19 protein-coding genes are annotated in these 24,104 nt (G+C 68.7%); 12 read left to right on the top strand and 7 right to left on the bottom strand.

Translation table 11 applies throughout. The features are described from left to right. Positions 1-199 precede the first annotated feature (199 nt). The 4 genes from GXN78_RS35465 to GXN78_RS35450 all read right to left on the bottom strand — a co-directional run bounded on the left by GXN78_RS35465 (position 200) and on the right by GXN78_RS35450 (position 4,180). Positions 200-712, bottom strand: a complete 513-nt coding sequence (locus tag GXN78_RS35465; RefSeq protein ID WP_146163186.1) for a hypothetical protein — start codon at positions 710-712, stop codon at positions 200-202. 214 nt (positions 713-926) lie between these two features. Continuing rightward, positions 927-1,280 carry an alpha/beta fold hydrolase gene (locus tag GXN78_RS42310; protein WP_343231046.1) on the bottom strand — a complete coding sequence of 118 codons (354 nt, stop codon included), beginning with the start codon at positions 1,278-1,280 and terminating at the stop codon, positions 927-929. Positions 1,281-1,672: 392 nt separating this feature from the next. Further along, positions 1,673-3,034: an IS1380 family transposase gene (locus tag GXN78_RS35455; RefSeq protein WP_106561504.1), complete on the bottom strand. Its 1,362-nt coding sequence runs from the start codon at positions 3,032-3,034 to the stop codon at positions 1,673-1,675. Between the two features lie 69 nt (positions 3,035-3,103). Next, positions 3,104-4,180, bottom strand: coding sequence for a hypothetical protein (locus GXN78_RS35450; RefSeq protein WP_146163180.1), 1,077 nt, complete (start codon positions 4,178-4,180; stop codon positions 3,104-3,106). 175 nt (positions 4,181-4,355) lie between these two features. Between GXN78_RS35450 and GXN78_RS35445 the strand changes: the two genes are divergently transcribed. From GXN78_RS35445 to GXN78_RS35420, 6 genes are all read left to right on the top strand, one after another. Beyond that, positions 4,356-6,734: a penicillin acylase family protein gene (locus GXN78_RS35445; protein ID WP_239143112.1), complete on the top strand. Its 2,379-nt coding sequence runs from the start codon at positions 4,356-4,358 to the stop codon at positions 6,732-6,734. A 10-nt stretch (positions 6,735-6,744) separates the two neighbouring features. Continuing rightward, entirely contained in the window at positions 6,745-8,691 is a 1,947-nt protein-coding gene (locus GXN78_RS35440; protein ID WP_106560377.1) for a TonB-dependent receptor, read from the top strand. Positions 8,692-8,787: 96 nt separating this feature from the next. Next, positions 8,788-10,467, top strand: coding sequence for a cyclic peptide export ABC transporter (locus GXN78_RS35435; RefSeq protein WP_106560378.1), 1,680 nt, complete (start codon positions 8,788-8,790; stop codon positions 10,465-10,467). Beyond that, positions 10,464-10,850, top strand: coding sequence for a transcriptional repressor (locus GXN78_RS35430; RefSeq protein WP_106560379.1), 387 nt, complete (start codon positions 10,464-10,466; stop codon positions 10,848-10,850). Before GXN78_RS35435 ends, GXN78_RS35430 begins: the two co-directional genes overlap by 4 nt. A gap of 44 nt (positions 10,851-10,894) precedes the next feature. Further along, positions 10,895-11,092: a hypothetical protein gene (locus GXN78_RS35425; RefSeq protein WP_106560380.1), complete on the top strand. Its 198-nt coding sequence runs from the start codon at positions 10,895-10,897 to the stop codon at positions 11,090-11,092. Positions 11,093-11,104: 12 nt separating this feature from the next. Beyond that, positions 11,105-11,440, top strand: a complete 336-nt coding sequence (locus GXN78_RS35420) for a hypothetical protein (RefSeq protein WP_146163181.1) — start codon at positions 11,105-11,107, stop codon at positions 11,438-11,440. Between the two features lie 18 nt (positions 11,441-11,458). On the opposite strand, the gene GXN78_RS35415 is transcribed toward GXN78_RS35420, so the two are convergent. The 3 genes from GXN78_RS35415 to GXN78_RS35405 form a co-directional block, all read right to left on the bottom strand. Further along, entirely contained in the window at positions 11,459-12,082 is a 624-nt protein-coding gene (locus tag GXN78_RS35415) for a cyclic nucleotide-binding domain-containing protein (RefSeq protein WP_106560382.1), read from the bottom strand. A 103-nt stretch (positions 12,083-12,185) separates the two neighbouring features. Continuing rightward, a complete protein-coding gene (katG, locus tag GXN78_RS35410) occupies positions 12,186-14,441 on the bottom strand; it encodes a catalase/peroxidase HPI (RefSeq protein WP_106560383.1) in 2,256 nt (751 codons plus the stop codon). A 315-nt stretch (positions 14,442-14,756) separates the two neighbouring features. After that, positions 14,757-15,656 carry an alpha/beta fold hydrolase gene (locus tag GXN78_RS35405; protein WP_106560384.1) on the bottom strand — a complete coding sequence of 300 codons (900 nt, stop codon included), beginning with the start codon at positions 15,654-15,656 and terminating at the stop codon, positions 14,757-14,759. A 137-nt stretch (positions 15,657-15,793) separates the two neighbouring features. Here GXN78_RS35405 and GXN78_RS35400 point away from each other — a divergent pair, with 137 nt between their 5' ends. The 6 genes from GXN78_RS35400 to GXN78_RS35375 all read left to right on the top strand — a co-directional run bounded on the left by GXN78_RS35400 (position 15,794) and on the right by GXN78_RS35375 (position 24,080). Then, on the top strand, positions 15,794-17,527 hold the full coding sequence (locus GXN78_RS35400) for a helix-turn-helix transcriptional regulator (protein ID WP_258187267.1): 1,734 nt from the start codon (positions 15,794-15,796) through the stop codon (positions 17,525-17,527). A gap of 100 nt (positions 17,528-17,627) precedes the next feature. Next, on the top strand, positions 17,628-18,305 hold the full coding sequence (locus tag GXN78_RS35395) for a response regulator transcription factor (RefSeq protein WP_106560385.1): 678 nt from the start codon (positions 17,628-17,630) through the stop codon (positions 18,303-18,305). Continuing rightward, positions 18,302-19,651, top strand: coding sequence for an ATP-binding protein (locus tag GXN78_RS35390; protein WP_106560386.1), 1,350 nt, complete (start codon positions 18,302-18,304; stop codon positions 19,649-19,651). The genes GXN78_RS35395 and GXN78_RS35390 overlap by 4 nt, the downstream gene beginning before the upstream one ends. A 116-nt stretch (positions 19,652-19,767) precedes the next feature. Continuing rightward, positions 19,768-20,796, top strand: a complete 1,029-nt coding sequence (locus GXN78_RS35385; RefSeq protein ID WP_106560405.1) for an ABC transporter substrate-binding protein — start codon at positions 19,768-19,770, stop codon at positions 20,794-20,796. A gap of 6 nt (positions 20,797-20,802) precedes the next feature. Then, positions 20,803-23,013, top strand: coding sequence for an iron ABC transporter permease (locus GXN78_RS35380; protein ID WP_106560387.1), 2,211 nt, complete (start codon positions 20,803-20,805; stop codon positions 23,011-23,013). 17 nt (positions 23,014-23,030) lie between these two features. Then, entirely contained in the window at positions 23,031-24,080 is a 1,050-nt protein-coding gene (locus tag GXN78_RS35375; protein WP_106560388.1) for an ABC transporter ATP-binding protein, read from the top strand. Positions 24,081-24,104: the final 24 nt, after the last annotated feature.

The raw sequence follows: 24,104 nt of genomic DNA, 5'->3' as shown, positions 1-24,104 counted from the left end.
AGTGACGTTTTCCCCGGAAGCCGGCCAGCCTTGGACGAGAGACGGCCTGCTCCGCGCCCCTGCTGTTGCCTCTGCCGCGCGGCTTCAAGGCAAGGTGGCGATCGGCGCCAAGGACGCAAACCGGAGGCTTTGCGGAGCAGATCTATCAGGTCGCTTCGAACCGGAGAACCAAGCTACCCGGCGCCGAGCATAGGACGAGTTAGGTTGCTTCATCTGCAATGGCCGCGTGCCGCCCCTTGACGAGATCGGCGCGGCAGTGGAGCAATTTCGCTTCGAATCCGTCTATTGCATCTCGTGTTCCCAAGTGGGCGCTAAGCACCTCGGCAATCCGAACAGGCTTGCCCTCTGAGAAACGGTGAAAGATGTCAACCCAAGGTATGTTCTGCTCGAGCAGTTCCTTGCGGCGACTCCGGAGAGTCTGGAAGTACGTGTCGACGTAGATGGTTACGCGGCGCTCGAGGGGCATGTCGCGAGAGAGGTAAACGTACTCCGTAGGGTCCGCCGTCGGCGCTGGAGGGCTAAGGACCATTTCGCGGGCCTTCCTGAATCGCCCGTCATTGGCAGTGCGCGACTCGGAAAGTGCGATCTGCAAATCTTCAAGTTTGGTGGTCAGGCGATCAACATGCGCCTGTCGGCTACTTAGCCAATAAGCAATGAACACCGCCAAGACGGTAAAGATTGCGCCAATGATTGCCGCGATGATCTCAGACATGGACATAGCGTGTCTCCGGAAACCAAACTAGCATAGGTCGACAAGTTCGCAGCTACAAGATTTTTCAGGAACCAAACGGGATCAAAGCGCCGATCTGCAGTTCGCGACCCGCCGCGCTCGGCCTGCCTACACGTACTCCAAAAGAATCCTCGTGAGAGCTTCGGGGGCCAGCCGCGGAACATCGTGCGCGCAGTCGAGGCGATGCGTCGCCCATTCAGGGTCCAGTCGCAGACGTTCGTACAGCTCGATGAACGGACTTCCTTCCCAGCCGCATGCGGCGATGAAGGCTTTGCTGCGGACGTTGCGCCAATTGCCGGTCAACTTGATCGCCTGCAGGAAAGTGGCCATTGGAATGACCGACAAGAACGGCGTGCGTATCACGCCTGCGAACCGCTTGAACCACCTCGTCGATATGACGTTCGAGATTGGTTCCATTCGCAGGCTCGTCACCCAGCCCCGACAGCGTGAGCGCCTGAACTTCGTGGCCTTCGCTCGATAGCGCATTGCTGACAGCTTCGAATGCCCAGGCTCCGTGCCAACCACCTGGCACCAAAATGAATCTTGCCATCCAATGTGTCCTCTGGAATGCGGCAGCGCTCACCAAGTGATCGGCCAGGCACCCTTGATCTGGCTGCCATGCACACTGCCGTTCGCCTTCACGATCTGCTGGCTGGTTTCGTTCTTCACGAAATCATGTGAAATCACGTTGACTGGCACCTGAATCCGTGAGCCCCAATGCTCTGCGGACCGATCCCGGGTGCTTTGTCGCACTGTGACCGAGCCATTCGACTGCCCGATGCTTGGCGGTGCCGAGATCGACGCGATGAAGTCGTCGCCATCACGACTCGGCGATCGACTTGCGTTGAGATGGGTGCGACTGGCCCACGCCGCAACCTCGCTCGGATGCGATTTTCTGGATTCGTGAGTGCGTGAATGAGGCCGGTGATAGGCCGGCTGCGCTCAGCAGCTGGTCAGCAGTTCGCCGTGCAGCCGCTGGAAGGCCTTGGCCGCGCGATCGTTGGCGCCCAGCCCGAGGATGATGCGCCGGCCATGCTCGATGAGACGGCCGGCGCGGTAGATGAGTTCCTGCATCACCGTCTTGATGCGCCTGCGTTTGGCCGCATGGCGCACGGGCGCATCGGACCCCAGCAGCCCGGCCTGGCCCATCAGGCGCAGGATATTCATGGCCAGCGCGGCGAGCTCGCACACCAGGTAGTTGGTACTGAACTTGCCCGAGGGCAGCCGCTCCAGATCGAGGTCGGTCTTGAATTCGGAGTGGAACTGCTCGTGCGTGCCGTGGTCGGCGTACAGCGCGATGATGGCCTTCCCATCGAACTGTTTGGCGCTCAGGCTCGTGGTCCAGCCATCCAACGTGAGCTTGGGCTCGATCAACAACTGGCCCTGCGCATCGATGGTGCGCTCGGTCAGGCGCAGCACGCGGCGCAGCGGCCGCTCGATGCCTTCGATCTCCAGCGCCTGTTCCCACAGCGTCACACGTTTGCCCGCGCGGGGATGCTCCCAGAGCGTGGTGGCGTCGGCCTCAAGCCGCTCGGCCAGCGCCGCCACGTTGGTCGTGCGCGGGTTCCACTTGATCAGCCAGTCCAGCTGCGGCACACCTGCACGGTTGTACGACTCGATCTCGCGCATCAGCGCCGCCGAGTCGAAGCCGGAATCCAGGCGCGCCAGGATCGGCGCCTTCGGACCCGCCGCACTCAGGCGCTGCGCCATCGGGATCACACGCTCGAAGTTGAATTGCGTCTCCGACGCCGAATGCTGCACGCCGGGGCGCAGCGCCAACTCAAGGCAGAACCCGTGCGAGCCCAGGTACGCGGCCAGCGGGCAGTAGCCATCGACCCCCGTGTAGGTACGACCTACGCCGTCCTTGGCAGTGCCGCCGTTGTTCATGGCGAAGGTGTCCACGTCCAGCGCCAGCCAGCCGCAAGGCAAGACGCCATAGTCGACTCGCGCGCCGTACAGCAGCGTCTCGATCAGCGTCGGCAGGAAGTCAAACAGTTCGTCCGCGCGGGCGTCCATGCGCTGGCGCAGCGTCGGGCTGGAGGGCAACAGCTTGATGCCCAGCGCCTGCTTGAAGAAGGCATCGCCGCGGAAGTTCTCGATCGCATCGAAGTCGCTCTTGCCCTGTACCAGCAGGCCCAGGTAGCTGCGCAGAATGTCGCTGTTGGCAACGCCATTTCGAACGGGCAAGGCGTCATCGAGCTGCTTGAATACCGGTGCGAGTCGATTCAGATGATGACCCACCAGCGCCAGACCGGCTACCGGGGTGAGGTCGTAGTCGAGTTGCTTGACGATGAAGGGGCGCATTGAAGGGAATCGGATACTGCGTTTGCAACAGCAGCATGAACGCCCTGCACCTGTCTCGCGTTTACCAAACTACCTCGAATCGCCCGCACCCGCAGGGTGAATCACTTTCGCTCGTGAGCTCACGGATCCAGGTGGCACAGACGCGTTGAACAGGTTGGTGCGGCTCCCACGCGCCGACAGGTTCATGAGATCGGCCATCAGATCACCGGTGTTCGCGTGAGTGCCGCCTCCTTGATTCGCCGCCGTCTTGGGAGCGGTGGTGTTCGCATGAATATTGCCGCCCCCGGTGAACTGCTGTTTGAGACTTCTCTGCGTGAGTTGCCAGTACACGAAGCACAGGTGGCCATTGTTGTTGCCGTGACCCAGATGCAGCGTCGCCGCCTGTACAGCCGCGTTCTTCACGACTTGCGTATCCGGACTGTCTGCGAACTGGCCGCAGCAGCATGCATCCGATTTGCTCGCGATGTTCTTGCTGTAGGTAAATAGCCAGGCGCTGTAATTCGTGTCTGCGCAGTACTTCTGAAAACTCTCATCGAAGATCAGCGCGACCTTGCTTCTCAGCGCGGACATCGGTGTGTTTCCCAGCGACGAGCTTACGCCAGGCGAGATGTGCTGAAGGATGTTGCCTCTGTTGGCTTTCGTCTTGTCATCGAGGTAGTACTTGATCTCCTTCAAGACCTTTTTCGGTTCGGGGCAGTGCGAAAACCGTATCACGAGAAATTCGGTCCGGGTCCCGGGCAGAGTCACGAAACTGATCGCCTGGTCCAGGATCTGCTCGATGCTTGCACCATAGCCGCCGAGCCCGGGCGATTGCAGAACCCCCTTGGAGATGGCGCCTTCCTGAAATGCGGGCACATGCGCAGCACGAAGCTTCATCTTGTGGCCGTCCAGCTTGTTGGGCCTCAGGCTCTTTTCCCACGGCATCCATCGGGTCGGGGTCTTGTACATGCGGATGTCGAACCATCTCGCCCCAGCCTCGGCTTGCGCTCTGATGTCTCCAAGCTGCGCCGCGATGCTTGCGACAGGCATGAACGCATTTGTCACGAGCACGTTTCCGGTGCTGCCTGGGCTGGCCCAGACGCCTGCGTCGTGGGAACCAGGCATGACGATCTCTTTCAGAAGGGTGCCGTCCTCGATATTGGACATCCAGTTCTTGATAGCGACCATTTGTCGGACCCTCAGTTCATGGACCGACCGCATTGTGAAGCGATGCGCTTGCGTTCGTCCAGCCGAGGCCCCTTGCCGTGAACAAATCGGCGCGCGGAACGTCTTCACTGCAATCGCCGAGCTGCGCGGCGTTCTCGTTTTCTGAAGGATTGCAATGAAGCAGGTGCCGAGCCCGGCATGGATCGGGCTGTGCCGGGGGATCGTCGGCGTGCTGATGGCAGCAGCCCTCGTCGTCCCGGCTTGCGCGCGTGCTGCGCGGTCGTCGTCGGTCGAGATCCGCCGCACGACCGACGGCATTCCGCATGTGCGCGCCGGCAGCTGGCGAGGCCTGGGCATCGGCTATGGCTATGCGCAGGCCGAGGATGCGTTGTGCACGCTGGCGGACGGCTTCGTCACCTACAGGGGGCAGCGCTCCTACTACTTCGGCGGCGACCAGCGCCCGGCGATGCCGGCCACCTTCGGCCGTCCGACCAACCTGGAGCTGGACTTCTTCTTCCGCGCCTTCGCGGACGAACGCGCGGTGGAGGCCTTCAGGCGCGAGCAGCCGGAGGAACTGAACGAGCTCATCGCGGGCTTCGCCGAGGGCTACAACCGGTATGTGCGCACGCTCTCGCGCCGCACCGGCCGCCAGGCGCCGGCGTGCGGCGGGGCCTCGTGGGTGCATGCCATCGACGCGACCGACATCGTGCGCCGCCTGATCGCCGCCGGCCTGGCCGCGGGCGCCGCGCGCTTCGTGCCCGAGATCGTGAATGCACGGCCGGCCGCCGCGGCTGCAACGGCACCCGCAGTCAGGGATGCCCTGTCGTCGAGGCTGGCGTCCCCGGTTGGCGAAATACGCGGCCTGGGCAGCAACATGCTGGCCTTCGGCAGGCAGGCGACGGGCGGGCAGGGCGGCCTGCTGTTCGGAAATCCGCATTGGTATTGGGGCGGGTCCGACCGCTTCTACCAGGCGCACCTGACGCTGCCGGGGCGACTGGACGTGGCCGGCGTGGCCTTCCTGGGCGTGCCCGTGATCATGATCGGCTTCAACGACCATGTGGCGTGGAGCCACACGGTGTCGGCCGCGCGCCGCTTCGGCCTGTTCGAACTGGCGCTCGATCCCCAGGACCCCACGCGCTATCGCGTCGACGGCGTCTTCGAGTCCATGGAGGCCCGCTCGCTGGCGGTCGAGGCGCAACGGCCCGACGGCAGCGTCGAGACCGTGCGCCGCACGCTCTACCGCACGCGCTTCGGCCCGGTCATCGACTTCGGCCGCCACGACGCCGCCTTCGGCTGGGGGACCGCGCGTGCCCTGGCCATGCGCGACGTCAACGCCGAGAACCCGCGCGTCTTCCGCAACTTCCTTCGCTGGAACCAGGCGAAGTCGCTCGACGAGTTCATCGCGATCCAGCGGCAGGAGGGCGGGATGCCCTGGGTCAACACCAGCGCGATCGGCGCCGGCGACGGCCGCGCCTGGTATGCCGACATCGGCGCCGTTCCCGACGTGCCGGACGCGCAGCGCGCAACGTGCATGGCGCCGCTGTCCAAGGCCTTCGCCGCGCTGGACCCGCGCACGCCGCTGCTCGACGGCAGCCGTTCCGCCTGCCAGTGGCGCATCGATCCTGGTGCCGCGCAGGCCGGCGCGATGGCGACGGCGGGCATGCCCAGCCTGCTGCGCGAGGACTACGTCGCCAACATGAACGACAGCTACTGGCTGACCCAGCCGGCGCTGCCGCTGGAAGGCTATCCGTCGATCCTCGGGGGCGAACGCGAGCCGCTCACGCTGCGCGGTCGCGAAGGCCACCGCATCGCCGCGGCGCTGATGGCAAGGCCGGCGGCATCGGCCGAGGAACTGGCCGGACGCCTGAAGCGCGAGGTGCTGAGCGCACGGGCGTACTCCGCGGACCAGTTCAAGGACGTGCTGCTCGGCGCGGCCTGCACGCCCGCAGCGACCGGCCTGCACGCCCCCTGCCGCGTGCTGCGCGCCTGGTCGAACCGGGCCGAGCCCCAGGCGCGCGGCGCACTGCTCTGGGACGCCTTCTGGGCGCGGCTCAACAAGATTCCCGCGGCCGAGTTCTATACGACGCCGTTCTCGGGCGAGGAGCCGCTGCAGACTCCGCGCGCGCCGAACGCCGCCGATGCGCGCGTCGCCCACGCGCTGGCGCAGGCGGTGGAGGATCTGGCCGCCAGGGGCGTCGCCCTCGACGCCCCGCTCGGCAGCGAGCGCTTCGCACGCAGCGGGGGCCGGCGCGTGCCGCTGCCCGGCGGCTGCGACGAAGCGGGCTACTTCGCGATCGCATGCAGCACCGACGGCAGCTATGCCCTGGGCCCACAGTCCCATGCCAACAGCTACCTCCAGGTCGTCTATTTCGACGACCGCGGCGTGCAGGCTTCGACGCTGCTGGCGCATGGCGAACGCGACACGGCAGTGCTGGGTGGCGCGGGATCGGCGCCGGTGCTGCGCTATGCCCGCGGGGACTGGCTGCGCTTTCCCTTCCACGCGCGCGACATCGAGCGCGACCCCGGGCTTCGGCGCCTGACGCTTCGGTATTGAGCGCCGCGTGATGAAGCTCCACGTCGGGATGGTCCTGGCCTGCATGCCGCTGCTCGCCGCCGGCGAAGGCATCGCCGAGGCCGATTCCCTGGTCTTCGGCGAAAGCGGCGGCGAGCGCCAGGTGCTGCGCTTCAACGACCTGGGCGGCAGCCTGGGCATGGCACCGCCGGCCGACCATGGCGGCTTTGCGGTGAACCGCGACCTCATCCGCGGCTTTCCCAACGAGAGCGCGCTGCGCAACGGCGTGCGCGACTTCGGCTACCTGGGCCTGGAAAGCTTGGCAGCGCGCGAAGGCGTCGAGGTGTTCAAGGGGCCCGCCTCGGCGCTCTATGGCAACGGCAAGCCCGGCGGCGACATCAACCTGCTGGCGCGCCAGCCCGACGGCGTGCGGCGCCGGGATGTGCAATGGTCGGTCTCGCGCTACGGCATGCACAGCGTGCGGGCCGATCTGGGCACTGCGGTCGGGGACACGGTGGCCTTCAGGCTGGGCGCCGGCGCCGATTGGGGGCCGGGGCGCCGCCAGTTCGACGACATGGAGGGCTACGGGCTTTCGCCCTCGATCAGCTGGCGCCTCTCGCCGGACACCCGCATCACGGTGGAGGCCGATGTGGTCAAGGCGCGCGACCAGGTGCAGCCGGACCGCATCGCGCAGGCGCCGCTGCTCGCGCTGTCGGACCGGCGCACGCTGGGCGAGCCCGGCGACGTGGCCCGCGAATCCGGCACGACCTGGCGCCTGGCGATCGAGCATGCCTTCGATGCCCGCTGGCGCTTGCGCCAGGGGCTGTTCGTGCAGCGCAGCCGCTGGACGCGCGATGCCACCGAGCTCGACGTCTACGGCATGACCGGCAACAGCGTGCTGACGGACGACGGCCGCTCGGTGCGGCGCGTCAGCGCGCATCGCAGCGAACGCATCGCGGGGGAGGTCTCGCAGACCGAGCTGCATGGCCGCGTCGACTGGGCAGGCGCCTCGCACCAGCTGCTGGCCGGCCTGGAGCTCGGCCGCTACCGCGTCGATGCGACGGGCCGGCGTGCGCCGCTGGCGGCGCTGAACCTGGATGCGCCGGTGTACGGCGCCTTGCCCGGCAGCTTCGTGAGCGATGCCGACCAGGCTATGCGCAGCCGCACCACGGTGCTGTACCTGCAGGATCGCCTGGCCTTCGGCGAGCGCTGGCAGCTGCTGCTCGGCCTGCGGGGCGAGCGCATCGATGCCAGCAACGACGACCGGCTGGGCGGCGCCCTCTACACAGGGCGCAGCAGCCTGGTCTCGCCCCGCCTGGGGCTGGTGTATGCGGCGACGCCGAGCCTGTCGTGGTTCGCGAGTTGGACCCAGTCCTCGCGGCCGCAGCTCGGCGCATCGACGGCGGACGGCTCCCTGCTTCCGCCCGAGCAGGGCCGCCAGCTGGAGGCGGGCCTGCAATGGGGCCACCCGAAGGACGGGCTGCTCGGCACGCTCTCGGTCTACCAGCTGCGCAAGCGCGGGCTGGCCACCACCGATGTCCGCAACCCCGCGTTCTCGGTCGCGGGCGGCGAGCGCGAGAGCCGCGGCGTGGAGCTGGAGCTGCGCGGCGAGCTGGCGCGGGGCCTGAGCCTGGACCTCAGCGCCGAGCTGCTGGAGGCGAAGGTGCTGAAGGACAGCGCCGTGCCGGCCGGCACGGCTCTTCCCGGCGTGCCGCGCTGGTTCGCCAGCGCCTGGCTGACCCAGCGGCTCGACGAGCGCTGGACCCTGGGCCTGGGGCTGGTGGCCGAGGGGCGCCGGCGCGCGGCCTGGCCGCCCAACGAGCTGCGGCTGCCGGCCTACGCCACCATGGACCTGTCGCTGGCCTATCGCGGCGACGGCTGGCGCGTGCAGGTGGGCGCGGGCAATGTCTTCGGCCGGCGCGCCATGGTCTCGGACGGCTATGCGGTGCGCTTCATCGAACCCCGCAGCCTGACCGTGACACTGTCCACCGCCCTGTAGCAGCGGGCCGTTGAACATTCGCCGCGCCCAAGCGTCCTTCGGGAGGGCGGCATGCCGCCGCCCACCGTTGTCGCCCCGGGGCGGAAAGAGTTCTGCATGACATCCTCCAGTGGCCAGCGCGCCGAGATCGGCCGCCTGCTCAAACCCTTCCTGCCGTGGATCGTGCTGTCCGCGATCACCGGCATCGGCGCCGGGGCCGCGACCGTCGCGCTGCTTGCCACGATCAACGAGGTGCTCAACCGGCCCGGCGGCATGGCCGGCGGGCTGCTGTTGACCTTCATCGCCCTGTGCGCCGCGGCCCTGGTGGGGCGCTGCGTGTCGGACATGTCGACCAACCTGGTGGGCCAGCGGCTGGTGGCGCAGGTGCGCAAGAGCCTGGCGCAGAAGATCCTCTCCGCGCCCATCGATGCGCTGGAGCGCTACCGCACCCACCGCCTGATGCCGGTGCTGACGCAGGACGTGGACATGATCAGCGACGTCGCCTTCGTGCTCGCCTCGACGGTGATCGCGCTGGCCATCGCCCTCGGCTGCCTGGCGTACCTGGCGATCCTCTCGCCGGCGCTGTTCGGCCTGCTGCTGGTGGCGCTCGCGATCGGGGCGACGATCCAGACCCTGGCCCAGGCGCGCGGCGTCGCCGGCTTCTGGAAGGCGCGCGACCACGAGGAGCGGTTGCACAAGGCCTACCGCGGCATCAGCGAGGGCGCCAAGGAGCTGCGCATGCACCGCGCGCGCCGGCTGCGCATGTTCGTGGGGCAGATCGAGCGCATCGTCGACAGCATCCGCGACATCAACAAGCTCGCGATCAACACCTACGTCATGGCGACCGCCTTCGGCTCGGCGCTGTACTTCCTGCTGATCGCGCTGATCCTGGGCTGGGCCGCCCTGCGCAGCATGGAGCCGGCGGTGCTGAGCGGCTTCGTGCTGGTGCTGCTGTTCCTCAAGGGGCCGATGGACCAGATCGCGGGCGCGCTGCCGGGCGTGGGACGCGCCAAGGTCGCGTTCCAGCGCATCGCCGACCTGTCCGAGCGCTTCGCCACGGCCGAGCCGCACCTGCACCTGGCGCAGTCGGCCAACGAGCCCGGCTTGCACGACGCGATCGAGCTGCGCGGCGTGCGCTACGCCTTCGACGCGCCCGCGGGCGGCGAGCCCTTCACGCTGGGCCCGATCGACCTGCGGCTGCGGCGCGGCGAGCTGGTGTTCGTGGTGGGCGACAACGGCTCGGGCAAGACGACGCTGATCAAGCTGCTGCTGGGCCTCTATCCCCCGCAGGAAGGGGAGCTGCGGCTGGACGGCAAGCCCGTGACGCCGCAGACCCGCGATGACTACCGGCAGCTGTTCACCACCGTCTTCGCCGACTTCTACCTGTTCGAGGACCTTGCGGCGAACGGCGAGGGCGGCGCAATGGACACCATGCCGCAAGCGGCCCTGCCTTACCTGGAGCGACTGGAGATCGCCCACAAGGTGAGCGTGAAGGACGGCGCCTTCAGCACCGTGGACCTGTCGACCGGGCAGCGCAAGCGCCTGGCGCTGGTGCATGCCTACATGGAGGGCCGCCCGGTGCTGGTGTTCGACGAATGGGCTGCCGACCAGGACCCGACCTTCCGCCATCTTTTCTACACCGAGCTGCTGCCCGAGCTGCGCGCCAAGGGGCACCTGCTGGTGGTGATCTCGCACGACGACCGCTACTTCCACCTCGCGGACCGCGTGCTGCGCATGCGGGCCGGCCGGATCGAGGAGGACAGCGCGCGCGCATCGCCGGAGAGCCTGGCTGCATGAGCGGCCTCAGCGCGCCCACGCCTGCAGCCGTGCGGCCGGAGTTCCCACCGCAGCTGCGCTCGGCGGGGATACCGCCGACCCTGACCCGCCTGCGCGTGCTGCAGACCCTGGCCGACGGCGGCGTGGAGTGGCAGCGCCGCGAGGAGGTGTTCCGGCGCATGCACCTGCGCGGCATGGCGGCGAGCGCGACCAGCGTCTACCGGGCGATCCGGGACCTGAAGCGCGCCGGTCTGCTCGAGCAGAAGCAGGTGCGTGGCCGTGGCAGGCCGCTGGCCGTGTTCCGGTACCGCCAGGAGGCGGGCGACGCAGAGTTCGGCGGCGGGCGCCTGCATGGCGATACCGGGCGTCCGCCGATGCAGATGCAGCTGCAGGGGAGCCGATGAGCAGGGGAGATGGTCATGATGCGCCGTCGGACCGTGCCCGCCGCATGGCCTGGACGCTCTTTTGCAGGATGCATGACGCGCCCTCGGCGGCGAGCGCGGAGAGGCTCGTGCGCTGGCTCGGGGAAGATGCCCGCAACGTCCAGGCCCTGGACGACGCGCTCACCGTCTGGGCGCTTGCAGGGGCCGCGCTGCTCAAGCCCGCGCTGGATGGGGAGCCCGGCCAGGGCCGGATGCTGCAGTAAGACCGTCAGGGCGTGAAATGCTCCGCCTTGTTCCCGGTCCGGATCGCAGCGTTCGTCGATGGCGAGGGCATACTGTGGCTGCCCGCCGGGTTCGACAACTCCGCTTCTCACGTCTGCGATCCCGTGTCCATTCAAGTGCTTCGTGCAATCGCATTGCAGCCGATGCCGGTGATGGTTCCGGACGGCGGCAGCGTCGATGCCGTCCGGGTTCTCCTCAAGGCCGGCCTCGTGAAGGCGGTGATTCCCAGACCGCAGCGCACCGTCGATGGCTACGAGCAGTTGCCTGCGATGGTCACGGAAATCACCCACCTCGGGCGGATGATGCTCAGGCGCTTTCCCAAGCCGTAGAAGCCAGGGCCAGGGCGCTCATTCCGATGTCGCGGAACGCCATGCCGGTGCCGTCCGCTGGGCGTCGCGCATCAATCGCTCTGCCACCAGTTCCAGGAAGAAGAAGCCGAACTTGGGATTCTGGTAGTACATCTGCCGCACCTCGTCGTAGGTCACGGACAGGAGCGAGCCTGCCTCTTCGCAGACGACGGTCTGCGTTCGCTTGTGCTCCCTGGTGATCAGGCCCAGCTCGCCGATGACTTCGCCCTGGCCCAGGGCCACATCGGCTTCCACCGCGCGAAAGCGCCCGCTCAGCACGAACAGCACCTCCGCGGCCGCGTCGCCCCGGCGAAAAAGCGTCTCTCCCGCCTGAACGGTCCTGCGGCGCGAGAAGGGCTTGAGCCACTCCATCGAGAGCTGGCTCCCGGAGATCTCCTCGATCTGCCGGGTCAGCTGCAGCAGCTGCCAGAGCCGCCACACGTTCAAGGGCAGGAGCGCCAGGTGGAGCATGAGCACCGGGTAGACGTGACCAAAGGCACCGTAGCTGATGAAGGCCAGGTTGGACACGATGCCCACCATGCGCAGGTGCAGCATCGTCTTCATCGAGAAGGTGGTCAGCGTCATCAGCGCGCCGAGATACCCGAACGTCTCTGTCCATTGCATGGCGGGAGCTCCTTGTCTCAGTCGAGCACTGTCGAGGGACTCGCGCGGCGATTATTCGATTCGATGGATCTCCATACCCCGGAGGGGTCACTGTGACACTTGTTCAGCCGAGATCGAAGCGATCGAGATTCATCACCTTGGTCCATGCGGCCACGAAGTCGTCGGCGAACTTCTTCTTCGCATCCGAACTGCCGTAGACCTCCGCGATGGCGCGCAGTTGGGCATTCGAGCCGAAGACCAGATCGACGCGCGTGGCCGTCCACTTCAGCTCGCCTGACTTGCGATCCCGTCCTTCGAACTCCTCCTTGGCATCCGATGCGGCCTTCCACTCCGTGCTCATGTCGAGCAGGTTGGCGAAGAAGTCGTTGCTCAGCGTGCCTGGCTTCTGCGTGAAGACGCCGTGCCGGGTCTGGCCTGCGTTGGCGCCCAGCACGCGCAGGCCGCCGATGAGCACCGCCATCTCCGGCGCGGTGAGCGTCAACAGTTGCGCCTTGTCGATCAGCAACGCTTCGGCCGGCACGCTGTAGCGTCCCTTCACGTAGTTGCGGAAGCCATCCGCCACCGGCTGCAGCGGCGCAAAGGACTCCACGTCGGTCTGCTTCTGCGAAGCATCCGTGCGCCCCGGCGAGAAGGGCACGGTAAGCGCCTGGCCGCCATCCTTCGCGGCCTGTTCCACACCGGCATTGCCGGCCAGCACGATCAGGTCGGCGAGCGAGATTTTCTTGCCGCCGCTCTGTGCGCCATTGAACTTCTCGCGGATGCCCTCCAGCACCTGGAGCACCTTGGCCAGCTGCTCCGGCTCATTGACGGCCCAATCCTTCTGCGGCGCGAGACGAATGCGCGCGCCGTTCGCGCCGCCGCGCTTGTCGGAGCCCCGGAACGTGGAGGCCGAGGCCCACGCGGTCGACACCAGCTGCGCGACGCCCAGGCCCGACGCCAGCACCTGCTTCTTGAGGGCCGTAACATCCTGCGCATCGACCAGCGGGTGGTCGACCTCGGGAACCGGATCCTGCCAGATCAACTCTTCGGCCGGTACCTCGGGCCCCAGGTAGCGGGCCCGCGGCCCCATGTCGCGGTGCGTGAGCTTGAACCAGGCCCGGGCGAAGGCGTCGGCGAACTGATCGGGGTTCTCCATGAAGCGCCGCGAGATCTTTTCGTAGGCGGGGTCGAAGCGCAGCGACAGGTCGGTGGTCAGCATCGTCGGCACCAGCTTCTTCGACGGGTCGTGGGCGTGGGGAATGGTCGCGCCGGCGCCCTTGGCGACCCATTGGTGCGCGCCGGCGGGGCTCTTGGTCAGCTCCCATTCGTAGCCGAACAGGTTCCAGAAGAAGTTGCCGCTCCACTTGGTCGGCGTGGTGGTCCAGGTGACTTCCAGGCCGCTGGTGATCGTGTCGCCCCCCTTGCCGGTGCCGAAGCCGTTCCTCCAGCCGAAGCCCTGTTCCTCGAGGTCCGCCGCTTCGGGCTCGACCGCGACGTGGGAAGCCGCGGCGGCGCCATGCGTCTTGCCGAAGGTGTGGCCGCCGGCGATCAAGGCCACCGTTTCCTCGTCGTCCATGGCCATGCGGGCGAAGGTGTCGCGGATGTCGCGGGCGGCGGCAATTGGGTCGGGATTGCCGTCCGGGCCTTCGGGGTTGACGTAGATCAGCCCCATCTGGACGGCGGCAAGCGGGTTCTCGAGATTGCGCGAGTGAACGTCGCCGTCCGCGGGCTCGTCGGCCGAGAGCACGCCGCCATTCTTCTCCACGCCTTCCGAGCCGTGGGCGTAGCGCACGTCACCGCCCAGCCAGGTCGTCTCGCGGCCCCAGTACACGTCCTGGTCCGGCTCCCACACATCCGGGCGGCCGCCCCCGAAGCCGAAGGTCTTGAAGCCCATGGTTTCCAGGGCCACGTTGCCCGCGAGGATCATCAGGTCGGCCCACGAGATGTTCAGTCCGTACTTCTGCTTGATCGGCCAGAGCAGACGACGCGCCTTGTCCAGGCTGACGTTGTCCGGCCAGCTGTTGAGCGGCGCGAAGCGCTGCTGGCCTCGGCCGGCGCCGCCACGGCCATCGCCGATGCGGTAGGTGCCGGCGCTGTGCCAGGCCATGCGAATGAACAGCGGACCGTAGTGCCCGAAATCGGCCGGCCACCAGTCCTGCGAGTCGGTCATCAGCGCGGCCAGGTCCTTCTTCACCACTGCGAGGTCGAGGCTCTTGAAGGCCTTTGCATAGTCGAAGTCATTGCCCATGGGGTCGGACTTCGACGAATGCTGATGAAGCAGGTCCAGGCGCAGTTGCTTGGGCCACCAGTCGCGGTTGGCAGTGCCGCCGCCTGCGGCCTGGCTGAACGGGCACTTCGTTACGGTCTTTTCGTTGCTCATTGGAAGCACTCCTATGCTTGGGATCGAGGTGGGAGGGACATTCTGTGTCTGAACCCGGGAGGGTGCGACCCAAAAAAGCCTATGGCGGCAATAGCGGCCGCCGGCGCCTTCTCAGCCTGTGTGCTTCCTTTGCGGCCGTGCGAGGCTGTGCATGTCGATGCCCCATGGCGTTGCTGTTTATTGCTGCAAAGACAGCAATTGCTGCTTTTACGACATCGAACAACATTGGGGCGCGAGACCCTCGACGCGATCACAGGGCTCAACGCGGGACATCCTTCAGCCGGCCGGTCGCATGCGCGGCACGGGGCCGCCTCGCTACCGGCCGCCGGATGTGAGTGCGCTGCGCAGCACGCGCATCGTCGCCTCGGGCTGTTCGACCGCCGGATCGTCGGCGGCGTCGTCGATCACGTGCAGCGGCCACCCGTAGCGCGCACCTGCGGCTTGCGCGACCGGCAGCGGCGTCGCCAGGTCGTGGCGGCCCCAGATCAAGGCCGTGGGAACGGCAATGCGAGCAAGGTCCGCCGCCGGGATCTCGGGGATCCCGAACTGCTCCATCAGCGCACCGAGCGCAGCCTGCACGCTCGGCGTCTGCGCACGGTCGACGTTGTAGGCCTTGAAGTCGGGCCAGCGCTCGCCCAGCCCCCGGCGCACGACAGCCAGGTCGTGCGCGCAGTATTCCCACAGGTGGTCGTGACTGGCGTCGTCGGGCTGCGCGAGGAACGCGTGCAAGGCCGACCCGAAGTCCGGCGCCGGCTGGAACGGGCAAAAGCCCAGGGAATCGATGAGGATCACCCGGTCCAGCCGGTCGCCGTGCTCGATGGCGAAGCGCGCCGCGATGGCCCCGCCGAGCGCCGCGCCGACCAGTGCGGGGGGCGCACTGCAGTTGCGCTCGATCAGTTCGCCGAGCCAGGCGAGAACGCGATCGGCGTCCAAGGGCGTGGTGCCCAGTTCGGAGGCCCCCTGTCCAGGCAGGTCGGGGGCGATCACGTGATGGGTCCGCACCAGGTCCGCGATCACGTGCATCCAGTGCGTCGCGTTCCCACCCGGACCATGCAGCAACACCACCGGCGGGCCCTCGCCACCCTCCAGAACGGGCGTCGATACGCCGGCGAGTTGCTGCAGCCGCTGCGTCACAGGCAGGCCCGCCAGCAATCGCTCGCGAGCGCCTGCCGCATCTGTCGATTCGATGCGCTGCGCTTGTCCCAGACTGTTCATGCGTCGCTCCTTCGTGGTCGATGAGTTCGAAGATAGGCGCGAGGCAGCAGCGGGGCGTCGGCCGGATCACCCAATTTCTCCGGCACCGGCGAATGGGTGCTTCTACCCAGAAGCCTGCGCAGTAAGATGAGTTCGGCGTGCGCGCTGCCGCGCCGCCGTTCACCATGCCGCGCAAAGATCCGAAAGCGGCGGCCCGCTGCGAAGCCGGCGCAATGGAGCTGATGGGCAAGCCGGACGCTCAGGCTCCCGACGCATTGGGCAGAGGCCGCGAGCACTACCGGCAACGCGCGTGGGCCGATGCTTACCGCACGCTCACGATCGCCGACCAGACGCTGCAGCTGAGCGGCGAGGATCTCGAATGCCTGGCGATGTCGGCGTACCTCGTCGGCCGCGATGACGACTACCTGACGTTGCTCGACCGCGCGTACGCCGCGCACCTGGACGCCGGCGCCAGCGCACGCGCCGCGCGCTGTGCGGCGTGGCTGTCCCTTCGCCTGCTGTTCCGGGGCGAGACCGGCCACGCCACCGGATGGCTGGCGCGTACCAGGCGGCTGCTCGAGGGCGAGAAGCGCGAAGGCGCCGCACACGGCTACGTCTTGCTGCCGCTCGCACAGCAGCAGATCGTTGCGGGCGACTGGCGGGCCGCCTACGCCACCGCGGCGCGCGCCACCGACATCGGCGAGCGTTTCGGCGAGCGCGATCTGAGCGCGTGTGCGAGACACCTGCAGGGTCGCATCCGCATTGAGCAGGGGCGGGTGGCAGACGGGCTCGCACTGCTCGACGAGGCGATGCTCGCCGTCGTTGCGGGAGAGCTGTCGCCACTGGTCACGGGCCTGGTCTACTGCAGCGCGATCGAGGGCTGCGAGCAGGTCTACGCGCTGGACCGTGCCCGCGAGTGGACAGCGGCGCTGGCGCGCTGGTGCGGCGAGCAACCCGACATGGTCGCCTTCAGCGGTGTCTGCATGGTGCACCGCGCCGGCATCCTGCAGTTGCTGGGCGCCTGGCCCGATGCGATCGACGAAGCCCGGCGCGCCGGCGAGCGCTGTCTGCGCGCCTCGAACCGTCAAGCCGCCGCGGCCGCCTTCTACCGGCAGGCCGAGCTGCATCGACTGCGCGGCGACCTTGCCGCGGCCGAGGCCGCCTACCGCAGCGCGAGCGAGGGCGGGTGGGATCCGCAGCCGGGGCTGGCGCTGTTGCGGGTCGCGCAAGGCCGTCTCGCCGCGGCCCTCGCAGCGACCCGCCGCGCGCTCGAGGCCTCCACCGAAGCGCTCGCGCGAACCCGCCTGCTGCCGGCCCACATCGAGATCCTGCTCGACGCGGGCGAGATCCAGGAAGCGCGCGAGAGCTGCCGCGAACTGGAGCGGATCGCGCAGGACGTCGGCACGCCGGTGCTCGGTGCGCTGTCGGCGCAGGCGCAAGGTGCGATCGACCTGGCCGCAGGCGACGCGGGAGCCGCGCTCGGCGCGCTGCGCCGCGCATGGCAGGTGTGGGAGGAGATCGACGCGCCGTACCTGCGCGCACGCGTCGCGGAGTTGACGGCGCGGGCCTGTGCCGCGCTGGGCGACCGTGACGGCCACGAGCTCCAGCTGGCGGCCGCCAGGACGGTGTTCGAGGCCCTCGGGGCGGCGCCGGACCTCGCGCGTATCGACGCGCCTGCGCGGGACGAGTCGTCGGGCGCGCACGGACTGACACGGCGCGAGCTGCAGGTGCTCCGCCTGGTTGCCGCCGGCAAGACCAACAAGGCCATCGCCACCGAGCTGTTCCTGAGCGGCAAGACCGTCGATCGCCACGTCAGCAACATCCTGACCAAGCTGGACCTGCCCTCGCGGGTCGCGGCCACCGCGTACGCGTACCGGCACCAGATCGTCTGAGGCCACCACCCCGGGGCGGTCTGCCTTTCGACTGCCTTTCAGCGGCGAGGCGGGCAAGTCCCGGTCCGGAGCCAGGGCGAGCGATGGCACCATGCGGGGCATGAAGCTGCTGCTGGTGGAAGACGATTTCGACCTCTCGGGGGTGCTGTCGCGCAGCCTGTCCTCGCGCGGGTTCGAGCTCCTGTGCTGCGCCGACGGCATCGAGGCGCTGGCGGCGGCGCGCAAGAAGCGCTTCGACGTCATCGTGCTCGACCTCTCGCTGCCGGGCCTGGACGGTCTGGAGCTGCTGCAGCGCCTGCGCGGCGACGGCAACCTCACGCCGGTGCTGGTGCTGACCGCGCGCGGCGCGGTCGGCGAACGCATCGCCGGCCTGAACGCCGGCGCCGACGACTACCTCGCCAAGCCCTTCGACCTGGACGAGCTGATCGCGCGCCTCGGCGCCCTGACGCGCCGGCTCGGGCGCGACGGCGAGCTGCGCTGCGGCCAGCTGCGCTACGAGGCGGCATCGAACGCCTTCTACCGCGACCAGAGCCCGCTCGATCTCTCGCCACGCGAGGCCGAGCTCCTCAAGAGCCTGATGTCGCGCGTCGACCACGTCGTCCCCAAGGAGGCGCTGCGCAGCGCGGTCTTCGACGATGCGACCCACGTGGATGCGGTCGAGGTGCTCGTGCACCGGCTGCGCAAGAAGCTGCAGGGGGCCAGCGTCGAGATTCTCACGCTGCGCGGCGTGGGCTACCTGCTGTGCGACGACGCGAGCACGGCCGCACAGAAGGCATGACATGGTCGCAACGCCTGCTTCCCGCGGCCTCGCTGCGCCGCTTCCTGCTGGCCTGGCTGCTGGGTGGCCTGTGGCTGACCGTGGCGCTGATCACGCTGTGGCACGGCGCCGCGACCTTCGCGCGGGTGGCGCAGGCGCAGGACGAGCGGCTCGGCGTGGCCTTGGCGCAGGTCGTGCAGGCGGCGGCGCAGGGCGAGGGCCCGGCCTCGGCACCGCCCATCGCCGAGCCGCTGTCGTACCGGGTGAGCACCATGCAGGGTGAATGGCTGGCCGGCGATCGCACGCTCGCGGCCTATCCGTGGCGCAGCGCGCTGCCCGATTCGGGCCTGGCGCGGCTCTACGTCACGCAATGGGGCGGGGTGCCGGCGCGCGCGGCCGCGGCGCTGCGCCACCTGCCTGGCGCGGCGGCGGGCGAGGCAGTGGTCGTGCAGGCGGCCGAGCCGCTGCGCGAGCGCATCGCGCTCTGGCAGGAACTGCCCAAGGCCCTGCTCGGCTGGATCTACGGGGCCGCCGCCGCGATGACGCTGGTGATCTGGAGCGGCGTCGCGCTGGCCTCCCGCTGGCTCGCACGCGCGAGCCGGGCGCTCGAATCGCCGCAGGTGGACGCCGCCGCCTACGACGGCCCGTCGGAGCTGCGGCCCGTGGTCGAGCGCATCCATGGGCTGCACCGCCGCCAGCGCGAATGGGTGGGCCAGCAGCGCCGCTTCCTGGCCGATGCGTCGCACCAGCTGCGCACGCCGATGTCGGTGCTGCGCACCCAGCTTCAGTCGGCCATCGCCGGCGACGTGCCGGCCGCCGAGGTGCTGCCGCAGATGCTGCACACCGTCGATCGCGCCACCGGCATGGCCAACCAGTTGCTGAGCCTCACCAAGCTCGAGCAGATCAAGCAAGCCGGCGAGCTCCAGCCGATCGATCTGCGCGCGGTTGCGCACGACGCGGTGGTGGAGCTGGCGCCGCTGATTGCCGCCAAGCGGCTCGAGTTTGCGCTGGACGGCGAGGCGCTCTGCGCGCCGGCCGATGCGCTCATGCTCGGCGAGTTGCTGCGCAACCTGCTGGCCAACGCCATCCACCACGCGCCGCCGGCCGGGCGGCTCGGCATCTTGCTGCGCGCCTACGCCTGCACCACCGAGCTCGTGGTGTGGGACGAGGGCCAGGGCCTGGACGACGCGCTGCGGCCGCGGCTCTTCCAGGCCTTCACGGCCGCCAAGGGTGGCGTGGGCCTGGGCCTGTCGATCTGCCGCCAGATCGCGGATGCCATGGGCGCGAGCATGGCGCTCTACAACCGCGTCGAGAACGGCCGCGTGATCGGCGTCGACGCGGTCGTGACCTGGGGCCAGGGCCCCTGATGCTGCGCGCCGGCGCGTTCCGGACCCAATTCCCGCTCTGCCTCGACCATCGGCGCACATGCCGCCGCGGGGGCAGTGCTTGCTGCAGAGACCTCGAACAACGAACGGAGATGATGATGAAGAAAACCCACCATTCCCTTGCCGCGCTGGCGCTCGCCGCCGGTGCATCTCTCGCGCAGGCGCAGTCCGCCGGCCAGCTCAACGTCGTGTGCTCCGTGCAGGACGAGTGGTGCTCCCTCATGAGCACCACCTTCACGCGCAGCTCCGGCATCAAGGTCAACGTGCTGAAGCGCGGCAGCGGCGAGGCGCTGGCCCAGCTGATCGCCGAGCGCACCAATCCCAAGACCGACGTCTGGTTCGGAGGCACGGGCGATCCGCACCTCCAGGCCGCGGAGCAGGACCTCACGCTCGCCTACAAGTCGCCTTCGCTCGCGCAGCTCCATCCATGGGCCCAGGCGCAGGCCGAGCAGTCCGGCTGGCGCACCGTGGGCGTGTACTCGGGGCCGCTCGGCTTCGCCTTCAACACCGAGCTGCTGGCCAAGAAGAAGCTTGCGCCGCCCAAGTGCTGGAAAGACCTGCTGGCGCCCGCGCTCAAGGGCGAGGTGCAGGTCGCCAATCCGGCCAGCTCGGGCACGGCCTACACCATGATCGCCACCATCGTGCAGCTGATGGGCGAGGACAAGGCCTACGAGTACCTCAAGGGGCTGCACGCCAACGTCAGCCAGTACACCCGCTCCGGCACCGGCCCCATCAAGGCCGTGGCGCGCGGCGAGACCACGGTGTCGATCAGCTTCGTGCACGACGCGCCGGGCGAGCAGATGCAGGGCTTCCCGATCGCGACCGACACACCCTGCGAAGGCACGGGTGCCGAGATCGGCTCCATGTCGATCGTGAAGGGCGCGCGCAACCTCGACAACGCGAAGAAGTTCTACGAATGGGCCCTCACGCCGGGAGCGCAGCAGCTCGGCGTTGCGGCCAAGCAGTTCCAGTTGCCTTCGAACAAGTCCACGCCGCTGGACAGCCGCATCCCGGACTTCCGCAAGATCAAGTTCATCGCCTACGACTACGCGAAGTATGGACAGTCGGCCGAGCGCAAGCGGCTCATCGAGCGCTGGGAGCGCGAAGTCAACTCGCTGCCCCGCTGAGACGCCATGAACTTCCACGGGAACAACCGCGCGATCGCGCTCTGGTCGGCGCTGGGCCTGGCCGCCTTCGCGCTTCTGCCCTGGTACAGCCTGCCCGATGGCCTCCTCGGCCTGCAGGGCCTCGGCGAGCTGATGGCCGGGCACGACAGCTCGTCGGCCTTGGCGCAGGTGCTGCTGCATCGGCGGCCCTGGCTGCTGCTCGGCGCCTGGCCGCTGATCGCCGGGCTCGCCGTGCTCGGCATGGCACCCGCGCGGGCGCAGGGGCGTGTGCTTGCATGGAGCGGCGCGCTCGGCGTGGCCGGCTTGCTCGCGCAGGGATTCCTGGTCGGCCTGCCGGACGCGGCCTCCGGCACGGGCCAGCCGGGCTTCGGATGGGGCGCGACGCTGGTGCTGGCGGCGCTCATGATGCTGTGCGCCTTCGGCATCGCACGCTGCGGCGCCTTCAAGGGCGACCTGTTCGTCGCCGCGGCGGTGGTGGGCTGCGCAGGCCTGTTGATGGTGTTCGTCGCCTTCCCCGTGTTGCGCGCGCTGTCCGGCGCCTTCCTCGACGAGACGGGCCGGCCCAGCCTCGTGGCCTGGCTGGGGCGCATCGCCAGCGAGCGCGTCTGGGGACTGGGCTGCGTGCATTCCGGCAAGAGCTGCGGCGTGGCCTGGAACACGCTCTCGCTGGCCGTGCTCACCGGCCTCAGCACGACGGTGCTCGGCACGCTGCTGGCGCTGATCGAGGACCGCAGCGACTCCCGCGTGCGCCGCGCGCTGCGCCTCTTGGCGCCGCTGCCCATCGTCACGCCGCCCTTCGTCGTCGGGCTGGGCCTGGTGCTGCTGTTCGGCCGCGCCGGCCTGGTCAACCAGTTCCTCGAATGGGCCTTCGGCATCGAGCCGGGCCGCTGGTTCTACGGCTGGTTCGGGGTCTGGCTGGCGCAGCTCTTCGCCTTCACGCCGATCGCCTTCCTGATCGTGCGCGGCGTGGTGCAGGGCATCAGCCCCTCGCTGGAGGAGGCTTCGCAGTCGCTGCGCGCCGACGCCTCGAAGACCTTCCGGCACGTGACCCTGCCGCTGATGCTGCCGGGACTGGCCAACGCCTTCCTGGTGGGCTTCATCGAGAGCATCGCCGACTTCGGCAACCCGATCGTGGCAGGCGGCCAGTTCTCGGTGCTGTCGACCGAGATCTTCTTCGCCATCGTCGGTGCGCAGTTCGACCAGGGCCGGGCGGCGGCGCTGGCCTGGATCCTCACGCTGTTCGCGCTCGGCGTGTTCGCGCTGCAGCGCGGCGTGCTGGGGCGCAGGAACTTCACCACCGTCTCGGGCAAGGGCGACGCCGGCATCCCGATGCGGCTGCCCGACGGGCTGCGCCGCGTGGCGCTGGCGGTGGCGGTGCCGTGGCTGCTGTTCACGCTGGTGATCTACGCGTTCGCCTTCAGCGGCGGCTTCGTGCAGACCTGGGGCCGCAACTACACGCCCACGCTGGCGCATTTCCGCACCGCCTTCGCCGTCGGCTTCGAGAACGGCGGGCTGCAGTGGGCGGGCCTGGCGTGGGACTCGCTGTTCACGACCGTGCAGCTTGCCGCGACGGCGGCGCCGATCACCGCCGGCCTGGGCCTGCTGATTGCCTGGCTGCTGGCGCGCGTGCAGTTCCGCGGCCAGGGCCTGTTCGAGTTCTCGGCGCTGATGGCGTTCGCGATTCCCGGCACGGTGCTGGGCGTGAGCTATGTGCTGGCCTTCAACGTGCCGCCCTTCGAGATGACGGGCAGCGGGCTGATCATCGTGATGTGCTTCATCTTCCGCAACCTGCCGGTCGGCGTGCGCGCGGGGTCGGCCGCCTTCCGGCAGCTCGACAGGTCGCTCGACGAAGCGTCGCTGATGCTGCGCGCATCGACCGCCCGCACGCTGTGGTCGATCGTGTTGCCCCTGCTCAAGCCGGCGCTCGCGGCTTCGCTCATCTACAGCTTCGTGCGTGCAATGACCACGGTTTCCGCCGTGATCTTCCTGGTGACCGCGCAGACCGAGCTGGCGACCACCTTCATCATCGGGCGCGTGGGGCAGGGCGACTACGGCGTGGCGCTGGCCTACAGCACCGCGCTGATCGTGCTCATGGCGCTGGCCACGGCCTGCATCCAGTGGCTGGTCGGGGAGCGCAGGCTGGGGCGGCGGCGCTCGCCGCAGCGGGTCCAACCCGTCGACCCCGGGCGCGCCGCGCCGATGGCCGCACCGCTCTGAACCACAAGGACATCCTCATGTACGGCTTCGAATTCCAGAACGTCTCCAAGCGCTATGGCGCGGCTTCCGATGCGCCGCTGGCGGTGAACAACATCAGCTTCGGCGTGCCCAAGGGCACGCTGACGACGATCCTCGGGCCCTCGGGCTGCGGCAAGACCACCACGCTGCGCATGATCGCCGGCCTCGAGAGTCCCACCTCGGGGCGCATCCTGATCGACGGCGAGGACGTCACCGCGCTCGGCGCCGCGCAGCGCAACGTGAGCCTGGTGTTCCAGAGCTACGCGCTGTTCCCGCACATGACCGTGATCGAGAACGTCTGCTATGGCCTGCGCATGTCCCGGATGCCGCTGCGCGAGGCGCGCGACAAGGCCCGGCAGATGCTCGAGACCGTTGGCCTGCGCGGGCTGGACGAACGCATGCCCAGCGAGCTCTCGGGCGGCCAGCAGCAGCGCGTGGCAGTGGCGCGCGCGCTGGCGCTGGAGCCGGCGGTGCTGCTCTTCGACGAGCCGCTGTCCAACCTCGACGCGCGGCTGCGCCGCTCGATGCGCGAAGAGATCCGCGCCCTGCAGCAGCGGTTGGCGCTGACGGTGGCCTACGTCACGCACGACCAGAGCGAGGCGCTGGCCGTCAGCGACCACATCATCGTGATGGACCAGGGCGTGATCGCGCAGCAGGGCACGCCGCACGAGCTCTACGAGGCGCCGCAATCGGAGTTCGTGGCCGGCTTCATGGGCGAGGCGATGCTGTTCGACGGCGTCTGCGGCGAGGATGGCCGCGTGCCGCTCGGCGCGCTGACGGTGGTCGCCGCGCCGGAGGTGCGGCCGGGCCCGGTGAAGGTCGCGGTGCGGCCGGAGGCCTGGGTGATCGGGCCGGTGGCGAACGACGGGCTCGCCGCCCGCGTCGTCAAGCGGACCTACGTGGGCAGCATCGTGGAGTACACCTTCCGCAGCCCGCTGGGCGACATCTTCGTGGTGTCGCCCGAAGTCAGGCAGCCGCTCAACCCCGGCGCGCCGGTGAGCCTCTACCTGGCCGATCACGGCGTGTCCGTGGTCGCCGCGCAGGCCTGATCGAAGCGACGTTCTGCGGGCCTT

This window comes from Variovorax sp. WS11 (assembly GCF_010499245.1).
GTDB lineage: Bacteria > Pseudomonadota > Gammaproteobacteria > Burkholderiales > Burkholderiaceae_C > Variovorax.
This window is presented reverse-complemented; position numbering and strand designations above follow the sequence as displayed.